Here is a 17,243-nt window from a genome sequence, read left to right as displayed (position 1 = left end):
GTTTTCTGGGTCAGCTGAGCTTGCCGTGGCACTGCTTGTACTTCTTGCCACTGCCGCAAGGGCACGGGTCGTTGCGGCCGACGCGCGCAAAGGCAGCCGCTTCGGCGCTGAGCGTGCCGAGCCCCAATCCCGCGGCCGCGATGCGGCGCTGGTTTTCCTCATCGAGGCGCACCTCGACTTCGCCGGTTTCGGTCGGCGCGCTGTAGGTGATGTTCGACACGTTCTCGCCGCGGCTCTCGAGCGCATCTGCGGCTTGTTCGAGCTGCTCGCCCGACTGCACGCGCACCGTCATGAGCTGGCGTGTGACTTCGTTCTTGACCGAGTCGAGCAGCTGGCCGAAGAGTTCGAAAGCCTCGCGCTTGTATTCCTGCTTGGGCTGCTTCTGCGCATAGCCGCGCAGGTGAATGCCCTGGCGCAGGTAGTCGAGCGAAGCCAGGTGCTCGCGCCAGTGCGTGTCGATGCTCTGCAGCAGCACCATGCGTTCGAACTGCGTGAAGTTCTCCTGGCCGATCAGCGCCACCTTGGCATCGAAGGTGTCGTTGGCGGCCTTCACCACCTTTTCGACGATGTCTTCGTCGCTCACGGCCTCGGCCGCCTCGACTTCCTTCTTCAGGGGCAGGTTGTCGATGCCCCACTCGTTGGAGAGGCTCTTCTCGAGCCCGGCCAGGTCCCATTGCTCCTCGACCGATTCGGCCGGCACGTACTGCCGCACCAGGTCCATGAAGCAGCCTTCGCGCAGCGCCGCGATCTGCGCCGTGAGGTCGGCCGCGTCGAGGATGTCGTTGCGCTGCTGGTAGATCACCTTGCGCTGGTCGTTCGACACGTCGTCGTATTCGAGCAGCTGCTTGCGGATGTCGAAGTTGCGCGCCTCGACCTTGCGCTGCGCGCTTTCGATGCTGCGCGTGACGATGCCGGCTTCGATGGCTTCGCCGTCGGGCATCTTGAGGCGGTCCATGATCGCCTTCACGCGGTCGCCCGCGAAGATGCGCATCAGCGGATCGTCCAGGCTCAGGTAGAAGCGCGAGGAACCCGGATCGCCCTGGCGGCCCGAACGGCCGCGCAGCTGGTTGTCGATGCGGCGCGACTCGTGGCGCTCGGTCGCGATGATGCGCAGGCCGCCCAGCGACTTGACGAACTCGTGGTCCTTGGTCCATTCGGCGCGGATGCGCGCCACCTCGGCCTCTTTTGCGGCCGCGTCGAGCGACTCGTCGTTTTCGACCGCTTCGACCATCTTCTCGATATTGCCGCCCAGCACGATGTCGGTACCGCGCCCGGCCATGTTGGTCGCGATGGTGATCATCTTCGTGCGGCCGGCCTGCGCCACGATGTCGGCTTCGCGCGCATGCTGCTTGGCGTTGAGCACCTGGTGCGGCAGGCCTGCCTTGGTGAGCAGGCCGTCGATGATTTCGGAGTTCTCGATCGACGAGGTGCCCACCAGCACCGGCTGGCCGCGCTCGTAGCACTCGCGGATGTCCTGGATCGCCGCCTCGTACTTCTCGCGCGTCGTCTTGTAGACGCGGTCGAGCTGGTCCTCGCGCTTGCTGACGCGGTTCGGCGGAATGATCATGGTCTCCAGACCATAGATCTCCTGGAACTCGTAGGCTTCGGTGTCGGCGGTGCCGGTCATGCCGGCCAGCTTGCCGTACAGGCGGAAGTAGTTCTGGAAGGTGATGGAGGCGAGCGTCTGGTTCTCGGCCTGGATCTGCACGCCTTCCTTGGCTTCCACGGCCTGGTGCAGGCCGTCGCTCCAGCGCCGGCCGGTCATCAGGCGGCCGGTGAATTCGTCCACGATGACCACTTCGCCCTGCTGCACCACGTAATGCTGGTCGCGGTGGTACAGGTGCCGTGCGCGCAGCGCGGCGTTCAGGTGGTGCATCAACGTGATGTTGGCCGGGTCGTAGAGCGAAGCGCCTTCGGGCAGCAGCTTGAATTCGCTCAGCAGTTGCTCGGCCTTTTCGTGCCCGTCTTCGGTCAGGAACACCTGGTGCGTCTTTTCGTCGACCGTGAAGTCGCCCGGCACGGTGACGCCTTCGCCTGTGCGCGGATCGGCCTCGCCTTCCTGCTTGACGAGCAGCGGCACCACCTTGTTGATGGCCAGGTAGAGGTCGGTGTGGTCTTCGGCCTGGCCGCTGATGATCAGCGGCGTGCGGGCCTCGTCGATCAGGATGGAGTCCACCTCGTCGACGATGGCGTAGTTCAGGCTGCGCTGAACCCGGTCGCCGGGCTCGTACACCATGTTGTCGCGCAGGTAGTCGAAGCCGTACTCGTTGTTGGTGCCGTACGTGATGTCGCTGGCGTAGGCCTGCTGCTTTTCCTCGCGCGGCATTTGCGGCAGGTTGATGCCCACCGTGAGACCCAGGAAGTTGTACAGGCGCCCCATCCATTGGGCGTCGCGGTTGGCGAGGTAGTCGTTCACCGTGACCACGTGCACGCCGTTGCCCGACAGCGCATTCAAATACACCGGCAGCGTGGCGGTCAGCGTCTTGCCTTCGCCGGTGCGCATTTCGGCGATCTTCCCGTTGTGAAGCGCCATACCGCCGAGCAGCTGCACGTCGAAATGGCGCATCTTCATGACGCGCTTGGAGCCCTCGCGCACGGTGGCAAAAGCTTCGGGCAGCAGGGCATCGAGGGTTTCGCCCTTGGCGATGCGCTCCTTGAACTCCAGCGTCTTGGCGCGCAGCCCATCGTCGCTGAGCTTCTCGAACTCGGGTTCGAGCGCATTGATGCGCTCCACCGTCTTGCGATACTGCTTGAGGAGCCGGTCGTTGCGACTGCCGAAAATCTGGGTCAGGAAGTTGGTTGCCATTGGCGTGGAGATGGGCGGGCACCTGACCAGGCAGGCACTGCGACCGGATTCCCTAAGATATGGTGAAAGCAGTTGGGCGCGCCTTCTTCGAATGCAAGCCTCGAAAGCAAAGCGGCTCAGACCGGATCTGCCGGCGCAAGCGTCGGCAAACCGGGCATTTTAGCTGCCCTTGTTCCACCCTCCGGATTACCCATGAATCGCCGCTCCGTCCCGCCCTTCACGTTGCAGCAGGCCGCCGAGGGCTCGCCCACCCTGGCGAGCCTGATTGCCCGTGCGCGCGACGCGGGCGAACGGCTGCGGGCAGTCGAAGGATTGATTCCGCCGGCCATGCGTCCCGCCGTCCAGGCCGGACCGGCCGAGGGGGATGTGTGGTGCCTGCTGGTCAACGGCAGCGCCGCGGCCGCCAAGTTGCGCCAGCTGTCGCCGATGCTGGTCACCCGGCTGCAGAACAGGGGCTGGGATGTGAAGACGATCCGGATCAAGGTGCAATCGGGACGCTGACCGGGGCCGGCGAGCCCTCGCCCGTCCTGCCGTCAGTCACCTCCGCCCGAACTCGTGGTTCAAGCCCACGACGAAGCCGCGCACGCCCTGCGGCCCCGTCCTGGAGGCGCTGACATCGACGCTGAGGAGCGGCGTCAGGCTGAAACGCCCGCCGATGCGCGAGGTCCAGACCCCCGATGCACGGTGGCGCTCTGCGATCAGCGAGACCTTGTCATCGAGCGCCCACTCCGCCGCCAGGCCGCCCCGCGACGTGCGCGCGCCGGTTCCGGTGGCCCAGTCGGCGCCCAGGTTGGCGTGGATCTGCAGGCTGCCGTTCGGACGCCAGGTCACAGGCAGCACGAACTGGCCGCCCGCATGGCCGCCGCGCGTCAGGTCGAACATGGCGCCGGCCGAAAGCGCCGCGCTCAGCGGCGCGTCGGCCGCCGGTCCGAAGAAGTTCCATTTGAGCTGCGGGCCCGCGACGACCGTATGCACGCCCTGCGCCGAAAACCGATCCAGGTTCAGCCCCAACTCGACCGGCCCCACGCGGCAGGACGGACCGATGTGCAATCCGGTCACCGGCTCGGGACCCGCACGGCCCCACCAGGCTTCGTACTGGCACTGGCCCACATCGAGCATGCCGGCGTCGTCGACGTCGAAATGCCCGGCCGCCCGCGCGCCCGAACTCGCCAGAAGGCAGGCACCCGCGAGCAGCCACAGGGGTTCCGGCCGTCGAATTGTTGTTTTGCGTCTGTTTTTCTTCATCGCCAGCCTCACCGAGGACCCGCGCATTCTAGGGATGACGAAAGTCGCCGCCATGACCCGGCGGCGCTGCCCGCACGCGCTTGGCCCTCGCTGCGCCCAGCCTTCAGATCTCGAACTGCGGCTGCAGCTCGCGGATGCGCTTGATGGCCACGCCTGCTGCCGCGGTGCGGGTTTCGACGCCGAGCTTCACGTACACCCGCTCCAGGTGCTTCTTGGCCGTGGCGGGGCTGCTGCCGAGAATTTCGCCGATGTCCTTGTTGGTCTTGCCTTTGACCACCCAGTAGAGCACCTCGGCCTCGCGCGCCGTGAGCTTGAGGCTCAGGCTCATGGCCTCGATCACCGCCGTGTCCGAGACCTCGCGCATGACGATCATCCATTCGTCGCCATCGTCGTCCTGGCCTGTTTGCCGATGCAGGCGCAAACTCAGGCTGCTTGCGCCTTGCACGATGGAAAGCGCCGGCGGTTCGACACCGCTCTGCCTGGCATCGGGCGCATGGCGCCGCAGCCATTCGAGCACCGCGGGCGGCGTTTCGGGCGCACGGGTATCGCAGTAGCGCGCCAGCAGGTCGCGCGCGAGCGCCGTCTGCCAGATCAGCTTGCCTTCGGGGAGGCGCACGGTGATGCTGGCATAGCCGAAGGCATCGAGCGCGTTGCGCGCCTGGCCGGCTTGGCGCGCGTCCTGCCGGGCGCGGCGGGCGCCCTGCAGGTGCACGTTCATACGGGCCAGCACTTCCTTGGGCTTGATCGGCTTGGTGACGTAGTCGACGCCGCCCGCTTCCAGCGCCGCCACCAGGTGCTCGGTCTCGGTGAGGCCGGTCATGAACACGATGGGAATGTGCGCGGTCGCGGCATCGGCCTTGAGCCGGCGCGCCACTTCGAAGCCGTCGATGCCCGGCATCATCGCGTCGAGCAGCACGATGTCGGGGCGCGCCTGCGCGGCGCGCTGCAGCGCCTGCTCGCCGTTGGTGGCAATGAGCACGGTATAGCCCGACTCGTCGAGCGCGTCGTGCAGCACCGCGAGGTTGTCGGGCACGTCGTCGACGATCAGCACCAGGTCGCTGTTGGCGCCTTGTTCGCGCAACGTTTTCGCAAGCGATGTGGTTTCCATGGGGACTTGTTCTTCAGGCCGCGCTCACCGCGGCGGCAAGCGCCCGGCTCATGGCTTCGAACTGGAACTGGCGTGCGAGCACGCGCTGCGTTTCGGTCCATGCCGTGCATTCGGGCTGTTCGGCGTCGATTTCGTCGAGCTGGTTCATGATGCCGCGAAAGTAGCCCAGGCTCACGGCTTCGTCGAGTGCGCGCAGCCTCGAAAGCGAAGGCGCCTGCACGGCCCGCGGCGTGGCCGGCGGCGGCACCGGCCTGGCGGGGGCGTCGGTCCACTGCAGTCCGAGCCGGCGCTCGAGCCAGTCGAGCAGCTCCGTGTGCCGCACCGGCTTGACGAAAAAATCTTCGGGCGCAATGCCCACGTCGTTGTCGAGCCCCTTGTCGAAGGCATTGGCCGAGACGATGGCCACCTGCGCGTCGACCAGTCCCAGCTTGCGCGCACGGCGAATCGTCTCCCACCCGTCGATGCCGGGCATGGCCAGGTCGACGAACATCGCGTCGGGCCGCAGGCCGGCCGCGATGAGGTCGAGCGCGTCGTGTCCGCTGGCGGCGGTGCGCAGGTCGAACCCGAGCGGCGCCAGCACGTGGCCGAGCAGATCGCGGTCGGCTTCTTCGTTGTCGACCACCAGGAGCCGCCGGCGCGGGCCTTCGTAGCCGCGCCGTGCGCGCTGCTCCACCGGAGCCGGCCGGCCCGAGGCGCCCACCGCCTCATGCACCCGCGGCAGGAAAAGCCGCACGCGGAAAAGCGAGCCTTCCCCGGGCGTGCTGCGCACCTTCATCTCCCCGCCCATCAGGTCGGTCAGCATCTTGGCGATGGTGAGGCCCAGCCCGGCGCCGGGGGTCGAAGAGGCGGCCGCATCGCCGCGCGCGAAGGGCTCGAAGATGCGTTCGATGTCTTCGGCCGTCATGCCCGGCCCGGTGTCTTCGATTTCGACCGAGGCGAATTCGCGCGCATAAGAAAGCCGCAGCGTGACTTCGCCCGCGGCCGTGAACTTGATGGCGTTGCCCAGCAGGTTGATGAGGATCTGGCACACCCGCTTCTCGTCGGCCCGCACCACCTCGGGCAAGGTGCCTGCGGTCTCGAAGCGGAACCGCAGCCCCTTCTCGGCCGCCTGCAGCTCGAACATGTCGGCCAGTTCGCGCACCGTGTCGGCAAAGCGCATCGGCCTGGCGTGCAGCGTGAGCTTGCCGGCCTCGATGTGCGCAATGGCCAGCGTGCCCTCGATGAGCGACAGCAGATGCTCGCCGCCGCGCTTGATCACCGCCACCGCCTGTTGGCGGTGCGGCGGCACGGACTGGTCTTCGCCCATCAGCTGCGCGTAGCCCAGGATGCTGTTGAGCGGCGTGCGCAGCTCGTGGCTGATGGCGCTGATGTAGCGGCTCTTGGCCTGGTTGGCCTGGTCGGCGGCGCGCCGCGCCTGCTCGGCCGCGAGCTTGGCCTGCTCGGCCACCTCGCGCGCTTCTTCCGCCGTCTGCTTGGCCGACTGCAATGCGCGGTCGGTCGCACGGTGCAGCTCGATCTCGCGCATCAGCAGATGGGTCTGGCGGTTCGATTCTTCCTGCGCAACCTTGCGGCTCTGGTGCGCCAGTACCAGCCACCAGGCCACGACGCCCGCAATCACCAGCAGCGCCATGTACGCCTTGAGAAAGCCCGAGCGCAGCGACGTCCGCTGCACGCCCGCCAGCGCTTCGGCCAGCTCCGAGCGCGACGCGAGCTGCAGCGCGCTTTCGCCGAGCGCACGCAGCTCCTGCTGGTAGAGCACCCCGAACACCACGGCCAGCACCGGCACGATGATCAGCATCAGCAGCAGGAAGTGCCCGAGCCCCGTGTCCAGATAACGCCAGCTGAGGCGCGGCAGCAGCCAGCGCAGCGCCGACGACCACTGCGCCGAGAGGCTCGCATGCGGCTTGCACAGGTCGCCGCAGCGCGCATCGAGCGTGCAGCACAGCGAACAGATCGCGCCCTGGTAGGCCGGGCAATGGGCCATGTCGGGCCCTTCGTATTCACGCTCGCAGATCACGCAGTGCTGCACCTTGAGGCGCTGGTAGCTGCCATCGGCGCCGCGCTCGTCCACGTCGTTCTCGACGCGCGCCCACCGGACGGCACGCGGACCCTCGGCCGGCGCGAAAGCCACCGCGCCCTGGGCCACCGAACCCCGCGCCAGGTAGTACTTGCCGCCGGTGGCCCAGGCAATCAGCGGCGAAACCACCAGCGCCGTGCCGAGCGCGATGAGCGCCGAAAACGCCTGCGCCAGCGGCCCGAAAACGCCGAGGTGGGCGGTAATGGAAAGCAGCGAAGCCAGCGCCATCGCGCCGACCCCCACCGGGTTGATATCCCACAGATGGGCCCGCTTGAACTCGATGCCCGGCGGCGAAAGGCCCAGCGGCTTGTTGATGACGAGGTCGGCCACCACCGCCATCATCCAGGCGATGGCGATGTTGGCGAACAGGCCGAGCACATCGCCCAGCGCCTCGAACACGTTCATCTCCATCAGCATGAAGGCGATGAGCGCGTTGAACACCACCCAGACCACGCGCCCCGGGTGGCTGTGCGCCACGCGCGAGAAGAAGTTGCTCCAGGCCAGCGAGCCGGCGTAGGCGTTCGTGACGTTGATCTTGAGTTGCGAAATCACCACGAACAGCGCGGTCGCGGCCACGGCCCAGCCGTAGTTCGGAAACACGTACTCATAGGCCGCCAGGTACATCTGGTTGGGATCGACCGCGCGCTCGACCGGCACCATGTGCGTGATGGCCAGGTACGCGAGCAGCGCTCCGCCCAACATCTTGAGCACGCCCAACACCACCCATCCCGGCCCGCCGGCCAGCACACCCGCCCACCAGCGCCGGGCGCTCACGGCCGTGCGCGCGGGCATGAAGCGCAGGTAATCGGCCTGCTCCCCCATTTGGGTGATCAACGCGATGCCGACCGTCAATGCCGCGCCAAACAGGTGCAGATCGAAACCTTTGGCACCCGTCTTGACACCGTTGTAATGCACGATGCCGGCAAACGCACCAGGATCGCGCACCAGCACGAAGACGAAAGGCACCACCAGCATCACGAGCCAGAGCGGCTGTGTCCACAGCTGCAGCCGGCTGATGGCCGACACGCCATGGGTCACCAGCGGAATCACCACCATCGCGCACACCAAGTAGCCCCAGACCGGCGGCACGCCGAGCGCGAGTTCGAGCGCGTAGGCCATCACCGCCGCCTCGAGCGCGAAGAAGATGAAGGTGAACGACGCGTAGATGAGCGAGGTGAGCGTCGAGCCGATGTAGCCGAAGCCCGCGCCGCGCGTGAGCAGGTCCATGTCGACGCCGTAGCGGGCGGCATACACGCTGATCGGCAGGCCCGCCAGAAAGATGATGAGCCCCGTGGCCACGATGGCCCAGAACGCATTGGCGAAGCCGTACTGCACCAGCAGCGTGGCGCCCACCGCCTCCAATATAAGGAACGACGCCGCGCCGAATGCCGTGTTGGCCACCCGCCATTCGGACCATTTTCGAAAGCGCTGCGGCGTATAGCGCAGCGCGTAATCCTCGAGCGTTTCGCTCGCCACCCAGCTGTTGTAGTCGCGCCGCACCTTGACGATGCGCTGCGGCGCGTCGTCGGGGGTGGTGGAAGTCTCGGCAGGGTTCACACCGTTTCGGTGCATCTTTCGTGCCATCCATACGTCTTTTGGCGAACAGCGGCATGACTGTTGCAAAGCCGAAGCCTGCCCAATAATGGCCGACCTCCACGCACCCGACGCCGCCCTCCCATGGAACTGACCCCGCGCGAAAAAGACAAGCTGCTGATTTTCACCGCAGCGCTGCTGGCCGAACGCCGCAAGGCGCGGGGGCTGAAGCTCAACTACCCCGAAGCCGTCGCGCTGATCTCCGCCGCCGTCATGGAAGGTGCTCGCGACGGAAAGAGCGTTGCGGCGCTCATGAGCGAAGGCCGCACCGTGCTCACGCGCGCCGACGTGATGGACGGCATCGCCGAGATGATTCCGGACATCCAGGTGGAAGCCACTTTCCCGGACGGCACCAAGCTGGTCACCGTCCACCAACCCATCGTCTGACTCTTCTCCAGAACAAGAAAGCCCTGTCATGCGCCACAACGCTTCCAAGACTCTTGCCCTCCTTGCCATGCTGCTGCTGCCGCTCGCGGCCAGCGCCCACACCGGCGCCGACGGCGGCGTGCACCACGGCTTCACCACCGGCTTTTTGCACCCGCTCACGGGTGCGGACCACCTCGCTGCGATGGTCGCAGTCGGCCTCTGGAGCGCGCTGGCCGCGCGCCGCGCCTGGCCCGATCTGCTGTGGGCGCCATTGGCGTTCGCGGCCATGCTGCTCGCGGGCGCGCTGATGGGGCTGGCGGGCGTGCAACTGCTGGCGGTCGAACCGATGATCGCGGCCTCGCTGCTGGTGCTGGGCCTGCTGGTCGCCACGCGCATCCACCTGCCGGCCGCGGCAGCCATGGCGGTGGTCGGCGTGTTCGCCGTCTTTCACGGCGTGGCGCACGGCCACGAGCTTGCGGGCGAACAGGGCGCGGCGTTGACGCTGGCCGGCATGGTCGGCGCCACGGTGCTGCTGCACCTCGCGGGCATCGGCCTCGGATGGGCGCTGCGCCATGCCAATGCCTGGCTGCCGCGCGTGGCGGGCGCCGCTGTGGTGGCGCTGGGTGCGACGCTGCTCTCGCAGGCCGTCTGAAAAGGCGCCGCGACACCATGATTCCCGGCGAACTTTTTACCGACGACGGCGAGCACACGCTCAACCCCGGCCGCCGCACGCTCACGCTGGTGGTGCAGAACACCGCCGACCGGCCGATCCAGGTCGGTTCGCACTATCACTTCGCCGAGACCAACGGCGCGCTCGGCTTCGACCGCGAGGCCGCGCGCGGCATGCGGCTGAACATCGCCTCGGGCGCCGCGGTGCGCTTCGAACCGGGCCAGCAGCGCACGGTCGAGCTGGTCGATTTTTCGGGCGACCGCGTCGTCTACGGCTTTCGCGGCCTGGTTCAAGGAAAGCTCTAAAACATGGCCACCATCGGGCGACGCGCCTATGCAGAAATCTTCGGCCCCACGGTGGGCGACCGCGTGCGGCTGGCAGACACCGATCTGCTGATCGAGGTCGAGGCCGACTACACGCTGCGCGCGGGCGGCTACGGCGAAGAAGTGAAATTCGGCGGCGGCAAGACCATTCGCGACGGCATGGCGCAGTCGCAGCGCACACGCGACGGCAAGGGCAGCGGCCCCACGGCCGGCGGCGCTGTCGACACCGTGCTGACCAATGCGCTGATCCTCGACCACTGGGGCATCGTGAAAGCCGACATCGGCCTGAAGGGCGGCCGAATCGCCGCCATCGGCAAGGCCGGCAACCCCGACGTGCAGCCGGGCGTGGACATCGTCATCGGCCCGGGCACCGAGATCATCAGCTGCGAAGGCCACATCGTCACGGCCGGCGGCATCGACAGCCACATCCACTTCATCTGCCCGCAGCAGATCGAGGAAGCGCTCGCTGCCGGCGTCACCACCATGCTCGGCGGCGGCACCGGACCGGCCACCGGCACCTTCGCGACCACCGCCACGCCAGGGCCGTGGCACATCGAACGCATGCTGCAGGCGGCCGACGCGTTCCCGATGAACCTGGGCTTCCTGGGCAAGGGCAACGCCAGCCTGCCCGATGCGCTGCACGAGCAGATCGAGGCCGGCGTCATGGGCCTCAAGCTGCACGAAGACTGGGGCACCACTCCCTCGGCCATCAGCAACTGCCTGGACGTGGCCGACGCCACCGACACGCAGGTGGCGATCCACAGCGACACGCTCAATGAGTCGGGCTTTGTCGAGAACACCATTGCCGCCGTGGGCGGCCGCTCGATCTGCGCGTTTCACACCGAAGGCGCGGGCGGCGGCCACGCGCCCGACATCCTGCGCGTGGTGGGTGAGGAGAACTTTCTCCCCTCTTCCACCAACCCCACCATGCCCTACACCGTGAACACGCTCGACGAACATGTCGACATGCTCATGGTGTGCCATCACCTCGACGCCGGCATCGCCGAGGACCTGGCCTTTGCCGAGTCGCGCATCCGCAAGGAAACCATCGCGGCGGAAGACGTGCTGCACGACCTCGGCGCGATCAGCATGTTCAGCTCCGACAGCCAGGCCATGGGCCGCGTCGGCGAAGTGGTGCTGCGCTGCTGGCAGACCGCGCACAAGATGAAGCTGCAGCGCGGCAAGCTGCCCGAAGACAACGAGCGCAACGACAACTTCCGCGCCAAGCGCTATGTGGCCAAGTACACGATCAACCCCGCCATTGCGCACGGCATTGCCCATGAGGTCGGTTCGCTCGAGGTGGGCAAGTGGGCCGACATCGTGATCTGGAAACCTGCCTTCTTCGGCGTGAAGCCCTTCACCCTCATCAAGGGCGGCACCATCGCCATGGCCGCCATGGGCGATCCCAACGCGTCGATCCCGACGCCGCAGCCGGTGCACTACCGGCCGATGTTCGGCAGCTACGGCGGCTCGCTCGCCAAAAGCTCGCTGACCTTCGTGTCGCAGGCCGGTCTGGCCGCGGGCATCAAGGAGCGCTACGGCCTGGCCAAGCACCTCAGCGCGGTGAAGGACATCCGCAACGTGCGCAAGAAAGACCTGATCCACAACGGCTACACGCCCAAGATGGAGATCGATGCGCAGACCTATGCGGTGCGCGCGGACGGGCACCTGCTGACCTGCGATCCGGCGGTGCAGTTGCCGCTGACGCAGCGGTATTTCCTCTTTTGAATGTCAGACGCCGCGCTGCGCCATGTGATCGCGAATCCATTGGGCGAGCGCCTCTTCGTCGAGTTGGCCTTCGGCCAGCTTGAGCATGGTGAACACGCAATCCTCGTCAGACGCACGAAGCTCGAAACCATTGAGGTCGAGGAACACTTCCATGGCAACGAAGGCTGTTCTCTTGTTGCCATCAGTGAAAGGGTGATTCCGAGCGATGCCGAATGCGTAGCCAGCAGCCAGCGCCGCCGCATCGGGCGACTCGTAAAGCGCCCTGTTCTGAGGCCGCCCCATCGCCGAAGCAAGCAGGCTCTGATCGCGCACCCCGGCGGGTCCGCCGTGCTCCGCCAGCTGCTCCTCGTGGATGGCGTGGATCAGCTGGATGCCGAGCCAGACCCAAGACTCGTTTGCGGCGCTCATTTGGCAAGCTCACGCAGCACGTTGCGCCGCTTTTTCATGATGCGGCGAGCGGCTTCCATCTGGCGCTCGAATTCGTCGTTGTATGGCGTCAGAGTAAATCCACCTCCAGCGGCTTGGGTCAGGTACACCGTGTCGCCTTTGCCAACGTTCATGCTCGCCAGCACTTCCTTGGGCAGGATGACACCCACCGAGTTGCCGATCTGAGTCAATTTGAGGGCGGACATGGGACGCTCCGTTCGATTAAGTTATAACAAGCGTTATATTATTCGCTCTCTTCCGGAGTCGCAAGCACCATGCTCACCGCCAACAAACTCATGCCCCAGGGCCGCGGGCTTGCGCCCGTGCTGCTCAAGCGCGCCGCCACCATCGAACTCGACTGGGACGTGCGCCAGAAAAGCCGCTTCGACGTCACCGATTCGCAAGGCCGGCAGATCGGCATCTTCCTGCCGCGCGGTACCGCCGTGCGCGGCGGCGACGTGCTGGTGGCCGAAGACGGCTCGCTGGTCCGCGTCATCGCGGCGCCGCAGCCGGTGCTGCGCATCACGCATTGCACGACGCATGGCACGCCGTTCGATCTGGCGCGCGCGGCTTATCACCTGGGCAACCGGCATGTGCCGATCGAACTCAAGCCCGACCACCTGAAGATCGAGCCCGACCATGTGCTGGCCGACATGCTGCGCTCGATGCACCTGATCGTCGTCGCGGTCGAGGAAGCCTTCGAACCCGAGGGCGGCGCCTATGGGTCGCACGAGCATTCGCACGGCGGCGGCCACCGCCATGACCATTCGCATGGCGATAGCAAGGGGCCGAAGCCGCTTGTGCTTGCGCCGGAACTGCTCGACGACCATGATCATGCGTAGGTCAGGGCGCGCTCGCGCCGACGGGGTACCTTGCTCCGCGAATGTCCCCCGCCCTTCGGGCTCCTCCTTGATTTCGCTGCGCAAGGCACCCCATCGACGGGAGCGTTGTACAAAGCGGCCGTTGATCGCACCGAACAAGCGCGGCGCCCGGTGTGCACAGGGCATCGGATGCTCCCCGCAGCGAAATCAAGGAGGAGGCGAAGCCGGGGGACATTCGCGGAGGGGAGTACCCGGTGGCCTGTGCACGCGCCCTGGACAACAGCGCCCTGAACAAGAGCGCCTCAAACACAAGCTCCCCGCAACACAAGACGCGGTGCAAAGCTGACATGCCCGACGCCCAAAGCCTCCTGCAACTCATCTGGCTCGCCTCCCCGGCCTTGCCGGTGGGGGGGTTTTCCTATTCGGAAGGCGTCGAAGCGGCAGTCGAATGGGCCGGCGTCGATTCGGAAGCCAAGGCCATCGAGTGGCTCTCGGACCAGCTGTACCTGAGCTTCGCGCGTGGCGACCTCGCGCTCATGGCGCAAGCCATTCCGGCCTGGCGCGCCGGCGACGCCCCGCGTATCCGCGAACTCAACCGCTGGGTCATGACCACGCGCGAATCGGCCGAATTCTTCCTGCAGACCGAGCAGATGGGCCGCTCCTTCGTCGAGTGGCTCAAGCTGCACCACGCAGACACCGCCGAGGTCTTCGCGGACCTGCCCGCGAGCTACCCCATCGCCTTTGCCTTTGCCGCGAGCCGCACCGGCGCCTCTGTGCGCGACGGCTGCCTGGCCTTTGCCTTCGGCTGGGCCGAGAACATGGTGGCCGCTGCCGTCAAGGCCGTGCCGCTGGGCCAGAGCGCGGGGCAACGCATCCTCGCCCGGCTGGCGAACGAAATTCCCACCGCCGTCGAGCGTGCGATGCACCTCGGAGACGACGAGCGCCAAGCCTTCGCGCCCCTGCTGGCCGTGTTGTCGGCACGCCATGAAACACAATACTCACGCCTCTTCAGAAGCTGACCGAAACGGACAACGCCCATGACCTCCGCCCTGCACCACATTCCCCATCGCACCAAGAAGCTGCCGCCCCTGCGCGTGGGCATCGGCGGTCCTGTCGGCTCGGGCAAGACCACGCTGCTCGAAATGCTCTGCAAGGCGATGCGCGACAAGTACGACCTGATCGCGATCACCAACGACATCTACACCAAGGAAGACCAGCGCCTGCTTACCGTGTCCGGCGCCCTGCCTGCCGAACGCATCATGGGCGTGGAGACCGGTGGATGCCCGCACACCGCCATCCGGGAAGACGCCTCGATCAACCTCGAGGCCATCGACCGCATGCTCGAGGACTTCCCCGATGCCGACGTGGTGTTCGTCGAATCGGGCGGCGACAACCTCGCGGCCACCTTCAGCCCCGAGCTGTCGGACCTGACGATCTACGTGATCGACGTGGCGGCCGGCGAAAAGATTCCGCGCAAGGGCGGTCCCGGCATCACCAAAAGCGACTTGTTCATCATCAACAAGACCGACCTCGCGCCCTACGTCGGCGCGAACCTCGATGTGATGGAACAGGACACGCAGCGCATGCGCAAACAGCGGCCCTATGTCATGACGAACCTCAAGACTCTCACCGGCGTCGCCGATGTGGTGGCTTTCATCGAGAAGCGCGGGATGCTCGCCGCCGCCTGATCCTGCCGCGTACGCGCGCAACTCGCGAGCCGCACCCGAGCGCTCAGGCCGCGGCCGGCTTTCCTTGCCCGAGCAGCGGCAGCCGCAGCGTCAGGCCCAAGGCGCCACCCGCGTGCGGCGCCGCATAGAGTCGCCCGCCGTGACGGCTCGCAATGCGCTCACACATCCGCGCGCTGGCATGCACGGCCGCTTGCGTCGCGTCGAGAAAACGTGCCAGCGGCGGACTCGCATCGGCCGCATCGAGGTCCCGCCAATGAACGACCGCCTGGCCGCTCTCCACGCGCGCCGAGACCTGCAGCGTGGCGCCCGGCGACATTACTTGGGCCGCATACCGAGCGACCTTGGAGAGCAGCTCTTCCAACTCGGCCTCGATGCCGAACACAGGCACCACGTCTTCGGGAACCCGGATGTCGAAGCGAATGCACCGATCGGAAAAGCCGTCGGCATCCTTGAAATTCTGCGATGAAGCGACAAGCGGCCGCAAGTCCTGCACGCGGCTCTCGCGCATTTTCTGCTGCGCTTCGCGCTTTGCCAGCACCGCCATTTCACGCGCTCGCGCGCCGGCCTTCAGGTTGGAAATCACCAGGGTGGCGATGAAGCCGAGGACTGCCATCAGCCCCAGTGCGACAGCACTCGCGATGACCAGGCCGAGATTGCTGGAATACATGGGATCGTGCGCCTTCAACGACCCGGGGAAGGCAGGAACTCCAGCCCCCCGCCGGCGCCTCGTTCGCAAGTGCCCGACAAGGCATCCGCATGCCGGCCAGGAACGACCGGGCGCGCACCTTCGGATTGCCCTTCACACATATTCCATGCGGCCATGGGCGAGCCGTACGGCGCTTCTCCGCGAAAGCCCGCGTGCGGACCCCTGCCCGGCGGCGGCCCATCGTAGGGCGGAGGCGGCGGAAGCATGATGCAGCCCGAGAGGCCGGCAACGGCGAGCACGCCCGCCAAGTGATGGATTCTGATCATTTGAAACTCATGAACGGATCGTTGAAACGCGTGCGGCGGGGCTGCACACTGCAGTCCCGCCGCACACGGCTTTGAGGCCTTCGCGTCAGAAGGCGTGGCGGATGCCGAAGTCGTAGCCGGTCGACGAGCGCGGCAGGCCCGTGTAGCTGACGCCGGCACTGCCGTAACCCGTGGTGCTCGCGGAACTCAGGCTTCCGGTATAGGCCGCGTCGTTGCGGTTGTTCACGCGCGCAACGGTCGCGTACAGGGCCGTGCGCTTCGAGAGGTTGTGCACATAGCCGATGGCCAGCTTCTGCGCGCGCGGATCTTCGCCGGTGATGCCGGCAGCGCCTTCGTCGTAGCGCACCATGGAGTAAGACGCGCGGATGACGCCCGCGCCCACCGGCATGCTCGCGCCGATCAGGTAGCCGTTGTAGCTGTCGCGGCTGCTGCTGGCCGCGAGCTCGAACTTGTTCTTCACGTTCGAGAGTTCGCCGAACAGCTTGACGGGGCCGAAGTCGTACGACGCACCGAGGTTGATGGTCTGCACCTTGCGGGTCAGCGCGGTGGTGTCGGAGGCGATGTTCTGGCCCACTGCAAGCGCCACGTCCAGCGGACCGTTGGCGTAGCCGAAACGGCCTCCCACGTAGCGGCCTGCGCTGCTGCTGGATGCGGCGGTGAGGTCGGTGGCGCTGGTCTTGGTGTTCTCGTTCAGGCTGTACTGCACCTGCCCATAGAAACCGCCAAGATTCGGCGGCAGGAAATAGCCCACCATGTTGCTCGCGCGCACGTAGTTGGCGTTGTTCAGGCCGGTGCTGCCGCTCACGGTGTTGATCACGCTGGAGCCCGAACCGTTGGTGCCGAACGGATCGAAGACCGTGTCGTTCCAGAAGGTGGCCGTGTAGTCGCGGCCCAGCCGCACTTCACCGAAACCGCCGGAGAGGCTCACGGTGGAACGGCGGTTGAAGGTGGAAACGCCGGTGGCGCCGTCGTCGTTGGTGATCGGCGCTTCGAGCCAGAAGCTCGCAGCCAGGCCGCCGCCCAGGTCTTCGGTGCCGCGGAAGCCGAGGCGGCTGGAGTTGTAGCCGGAGTTGGCGAGACTCCACTTGCTCTGCTTGGAGGCAAGGCCCGTGGTCGCGTCGCGCGAGGTGACCGACTGGTAGGTCACGCCGGCATCGACGACGCCGAACAACGTGACGGACGATTGGGCAGAGGCCAGGCCGGCAACGGCCAGCGCGGCGACTGCCGTGAGGGTTTTCTTCATTCAGGTTTCTCCGGTTTTCAGCAGCTCTTCATCGAGCGGCTGGACGGATGGTCCCGTTCAAATTTGGAGGAATCTGGTCGATGCGGTGTGCCCGGCACCCGACTGTTGTTTGTGCGCACGCCCAAGCCCTTTCCATGGGCAAGGCCTCGTACCAGAAATCTCCCAAATGGCACGCGA

Annotated in this window: 16 protein-coding genes; 8 read left to right on the top strand and 8 right to left on the bottom strand. The window is 66.5% G+C overall.

Annotation, left to right across the window (positions count from 1 at the left end):
- Positions 1 to 10 precede the first annotated feature (10 nt).
- Positions 11 to 2,806: a preprotein translocase subunit SecA gene (gene secA / locus QFZ42_RS02090; RefSeq protein ID WP_307699358.1), complete on the bottom strand. Its 2,796-nt coding sequence runs from the start codon at positions 2,804 to 2,806 to the stop codon at positions 11 to 13.
- A gap of 192 nt (positions 2,807 to 2,998) precedes the next feature.
- Here secA and QFZ42_RS02085 point away from each other — a divergent pair, with 192 nt between their 5' ends.
- Positions 2,999 to 3,307: a hypothetical protein gene (locus QFZ42_RS02085; protein WP_307699357.1), complete on the top strand. Its 309-nt coding sequence runs from the start codon at positions 2,999 to 3,001 to the stop codon at positions 3,305 to 3,307.
- A 36-nt stretch (positions 3,308 to 3,343) separates the two neighbouring features.
- Here QFZ42_RS02085 and QFZ42_RS02080 read toward each other — a convergent pair whose 3' ends face one another.
- From QFZ42_RS02080 to QFZ42_RS02070, 3 genes are all read right to left on the bottom strand, one after another.
- A complete protein-coding gene (locus tag QFZ42_RS02080) occupies positions 3,344 to 4,051 on the bottom strand; it encodes a hypothetical protein (RefSeq protein ID WP_307699356.1) in 708 nt (235 codons plus the stop codon).
- Positions 4,052 to 4,154: 103 nt separating this feature from the next.
- On the bottom strand, positions 4,155 to 5,159 hold the full coding sequence (locus QFZ42_RS02075; protein WP_307699355.1) for a response regulator transcription factor: 1,005 nt from the start codon (positions 5,157 to 5,159) through the stop codon (positions 4,155 to 4,157).
- Between the two features lie 13 nt (positions 5,160 to 5,172).
- Positions 5,173 to 8,808 (bottom strand): hybrid sensor histidine kinase/response regulator, encoded by a 3,636-nt coding sequence (locus QFZ42_RS02070; protein WP_307699354.1) that lies wholly within the window; start codon positions 8,806 to 8,808, stop codon positions 5,173 to 5,175.
- A gap of 105 nt (positions 8,809 to 8,913) precedes the next feature.
- Between QFZ42_RS02070 and QFZ42_RS02065 the strand changes: the two genes are divergently transcribed.
- From QFZ42_RS02065 to ureC, 4 genes are read left to right on the top strand one after another with little or no spacing between them, the layout of a single operon-like run.
- Positions 8,914 to 9,216, top strand: a complete 303-nt coding sequence (locus tag QFZ42_RS02065) for an urease subunit gamma (protein ID WP_015867014.1) — start codon at positions 8,914 to 8,916, stop codon at positions 9,214 to 9,216.
- 28 nt (positions 9,217 to 9,244) lie between these two features.
- Positions 9,245 to 9,847: a HupE/UreJ family protein gene (locus tag QFZ42_RS02060; protein ID WP_307699353.1), complete on the top strand. Its 603-nt coding sequence runs from the start codon at positions 9,245 to 9,247 to the stop codon at positions 9,845 to 9,847.
- A gap of 17 nt (positions 9,848 to 9,864) precedes the next feature.
- Positions 9,865 to 10,170, top strand: coding sequence for an urease subunit beta (locus QFZ42_RS02055; protein WP_126746995.1), 306 nt, complete (start codon positions 9,865 to 9,867; stop codon positions 10,168 to 10,170).
- A gap of 3 nt (positions 10,171 to 10,173) precedes the next feature.
- On the top strand, positions 10,174 to 11,916 hold the full coding sequence (gene ureC / locus QFZ42_RS02050) for an urease subunit alpha (RefSeq protein ID WP_307699352.1): 1,743 nt from the start codon (positions 10,174 to 10,176) through the stop codon (positions 11,914 to 11,916).
- 3 nt (positions 11,917 to 11,919) lie between these two features.
- Here the strand turns inward: ureC and QFZ42_RS02045 are convergent, their stop codons facing one another.
- Both QFZ42_RS02045 and QFZ42_RS02040 read right to left on the bottom strand, forming a co-directional pair.
- The gene (locus QFZ42_RS02045) at positions 11,920 to 12,324 is read right to left on the bottom strand and encodes a type II toxin-antitoxin system death-on-curing family toxin (protein ID WP_307699351.1); all 405 of its coding nucleotides are present in this window, start codon (positions 12,322 to 12,324) and stop codon (positions 11,920 to 11,922) included.
- The gene (locus tag QFZ42_RS02040; RefSeq protein ID WP_307699350.1) at positions 12,321 to 12,548 is read right to left on the bottom strand and encodes an AbrB/MazE/SpoVT family DNA-binding domain-containing protein; all 228 of its coding nucleotides are present in this window, start codon (positions 12,546 to 12,548) and stop codon (positions 12,321 to 12,323) included. The genes QFZ42_RS02045 and QFZ42_RS02040 overlap by 4 nt, the downstream gene beginning before the upstream one ends.
- Positions 12,549 to 12,617: 69 nt before the next feature.
- Here QFZ42_RS02040 and ureE point away from each other — a divergent pair, with 69 nt between their 5' ends.
- The 3 genes from ureE (at position 12,618) to ureG (ending at position 14,851) form a co-directional block, all read left to right on the top strand.
- The gene (gene ureE, locus QFZ42_RS02035; protein ID WP_307699349.1) at positions 12,618 to 13,184 is read left to right on the top strand and encodes an urease accessory protein UreE; all 567 of its coding nucleotides are present in this window, start codon (positions 12,618 to 12,620) and stop codon (positions 13,182 to 13,184) included.
- Between the two features lie 326 nt (positions 13,185 to 13,510).
- Positions 13,511 to 14,182: an urease accessory protein UreF gene (locus tag QFZ42_RS02030; protein ID WP_307699348.1), complete on the top strand. Its 672-nt coding sequence runs from the start codon at positions 13,511 to 13,513 to the stop codon at positions 14,180 to 14,182.
- Positions 14,183 to 14,200: 18 nt separating this feature from the next.
- Positions 14,201 to 14,851, top strand: coding sequence for an urease accessory protein UreG (gene ureG, locus QFZ42_RS02025; protein ID WP_307699347.1), 651 nt, complete (start codon positions 14,201 to 14,203; stop codon positions 14,849 to 14,851).
- A 43-nt stretch (positions 14,852 to 14,894) separates the two neighbouring features.
- Here the strand turns inward: ureG and QFZ42_RS02020 are convergent, their stop codons facing one another.
- Both QFZ42_RS02020 and QFZ42_RS02015 read right to left on the bottom strand, forming a co-directional pair.
- Positions 14,895 to 15,518: an ATP-binding protein gene (locus QFZ42_RS02020; RefSeq protein ID WP_307699346.1), complete on the bottom strand. Its 624-nt coding sequence runs from the start codon at positions 15,516 to 15,518 to the stop codon at positions 14,895 to 14,897.
- Positions 15,519 to 15,908: 390 nt separating this feature from the next.
- On the bottom strand, positions 15,909 to 17,066 hold the full coding sequence (locus QFZ42_RS02015; protein ID WP_307699345.1) for a porin: 1,158 nt from the start codon (positions 17,064 to 17,066) through the stop codon (positions 15,909 to 15,911).
- Positions 17,067 to 17,243 lie beyond the last annotated feature (177 nt).

Origin of the sequence: Variovorax paradoxus, assembly GCF_030815855.1 — a bacterium.
GTDB lineage: Bacteria > Pseudomonadota > Gammaproteobacteria > Burkholderiales > Burkholderiaceae_C > Variovorax > Variovorax paradoxus_M.
Note: the sequence above shows the minus strand (reverse complement) of the source record. Positions and strands in the feature narration are given on the sequence as shown.

What these genes read in the sequence shown, in the direction of transcription:
- secA (WP_307699358.1), bottom strand. Translation starts at nt 2,806, where the DNA reads ATGGCAACCAACTTCCTGACCCAGATTTTCGGCAGTCGCAACGACCGG.
- QFZ42_RS02085 (WP_307699357.1), top strand. Translation starts at nt 2,999, where the DNA reads ATGAATCGCCGCTCCGTCCCGCCCTTCACGTTGCAGCAGGCCGCCGAG.
- QFZ42_RS02080 (WP_307699356.1), bottom strand. Translation starts at nt 4,051, where the DNA reads ATGAAGAAAAACAGACGCAAAACAACAATTCGACGGCCGGAACCCCTG.
- QFZ42_RS02075 (WP_307699355.1), bottom strand. Translation starts at nt 5,159, where the DNA reads ATGGAAACCACATCGCTTGCGAAAACGTTGCGCGAACAAGGCGCCAAC.
- QFZ42_RS02070 (WP_307699354.1), bottom strand. Translation starts at nt 8,808, where the DNA reads ATGCACCGAAACGGTGTGAACCCTGCCGAGACTTCCACCACCCCCGAC.
- QFZ42_RS02065 (WP_015867014.1), top strand. Translation starts at nt 8,914, where the DNA reads ATGGAACTGACCCCGCGCGAAAAAGACAAGCTGCTGATTTTCACCGCA.
- QFZ42_RS02060 (WP_307699353.1), top strand. Translation starts at nt 9,245, where the DNA reads ATGCGCCACAACGCTTCCAAGACTCTTGCCCTCCTTGCCATGCTGCTG.
- QFZ42_RS02055 (WP_126746995.1), top strand. Translation starts at nt 9,865, where the DNA reads ATGATTCCCGGCGAACTTTTTACCGACGACGGCGAGCACACGCTCAAC.
- ureC (WP_307699352.1), top strand. Translation starts at nt 10,174, where the DNA reads ATGGCCACCATCGGGCGACGCGCCTATGCAGAAATCTTCGGCCCCACG.
- QFZ42_RS02045 (WP_307699351.1), bottom strand. Translation starts at nt 12,324, where the DNA reads ATGAGCGCCGCAAACGAGTCTTGGGTCTGGCTCGGCATCCAGCTGATC.
- QFZ42_RS02040 (WP_307699350.1), bottom strand. Translation starts at nt 12,548, where the DNA reads ATGTCCGCCCTCAAATTGACTCAGATCGGCAACTCGGTGGGTGTCATC.
- ureE (WP_307699349.1), top strand. Translation starts at nt 12,618, where the DNA reads ATGCTCACCGCCAACAAACTCATGCCCCAGGGCCGCGGGCTTGCGCCC.
- QFZ42_RS02030 (WP_307699348.1), top strand. Translation starts at nt 13,511, where the DNA reads ATGCCCGACGCCCAAAGCCTCCTGCAACTCATCTGGCTCGCCTCCCCG.
- ureG (WP_307699347.1), top strand. Translation starts at nt 14,201, where the DNA reads ATGACCTCCGCCCTGCACCACATTCCCCATCGCACCAAGAAGCTGCCG.
- QFZ42_RS02020 (WP_307699346.1), bottom strand. Translation starts at nt 15,518, where the DNA reads ATGTATTCCAGCAATCTCGGCCTGGTCATCGCGAGTGCTGTCGCACTG.
- QFZ42_RS02015 (WP_307699345.1), bottom strand. Translation starts at nt 17,066, where the DNA reads ATGAAGAAAACCCTCACGGCAGTCGCCGCGCTGGCCGTTGCCGGCCTG.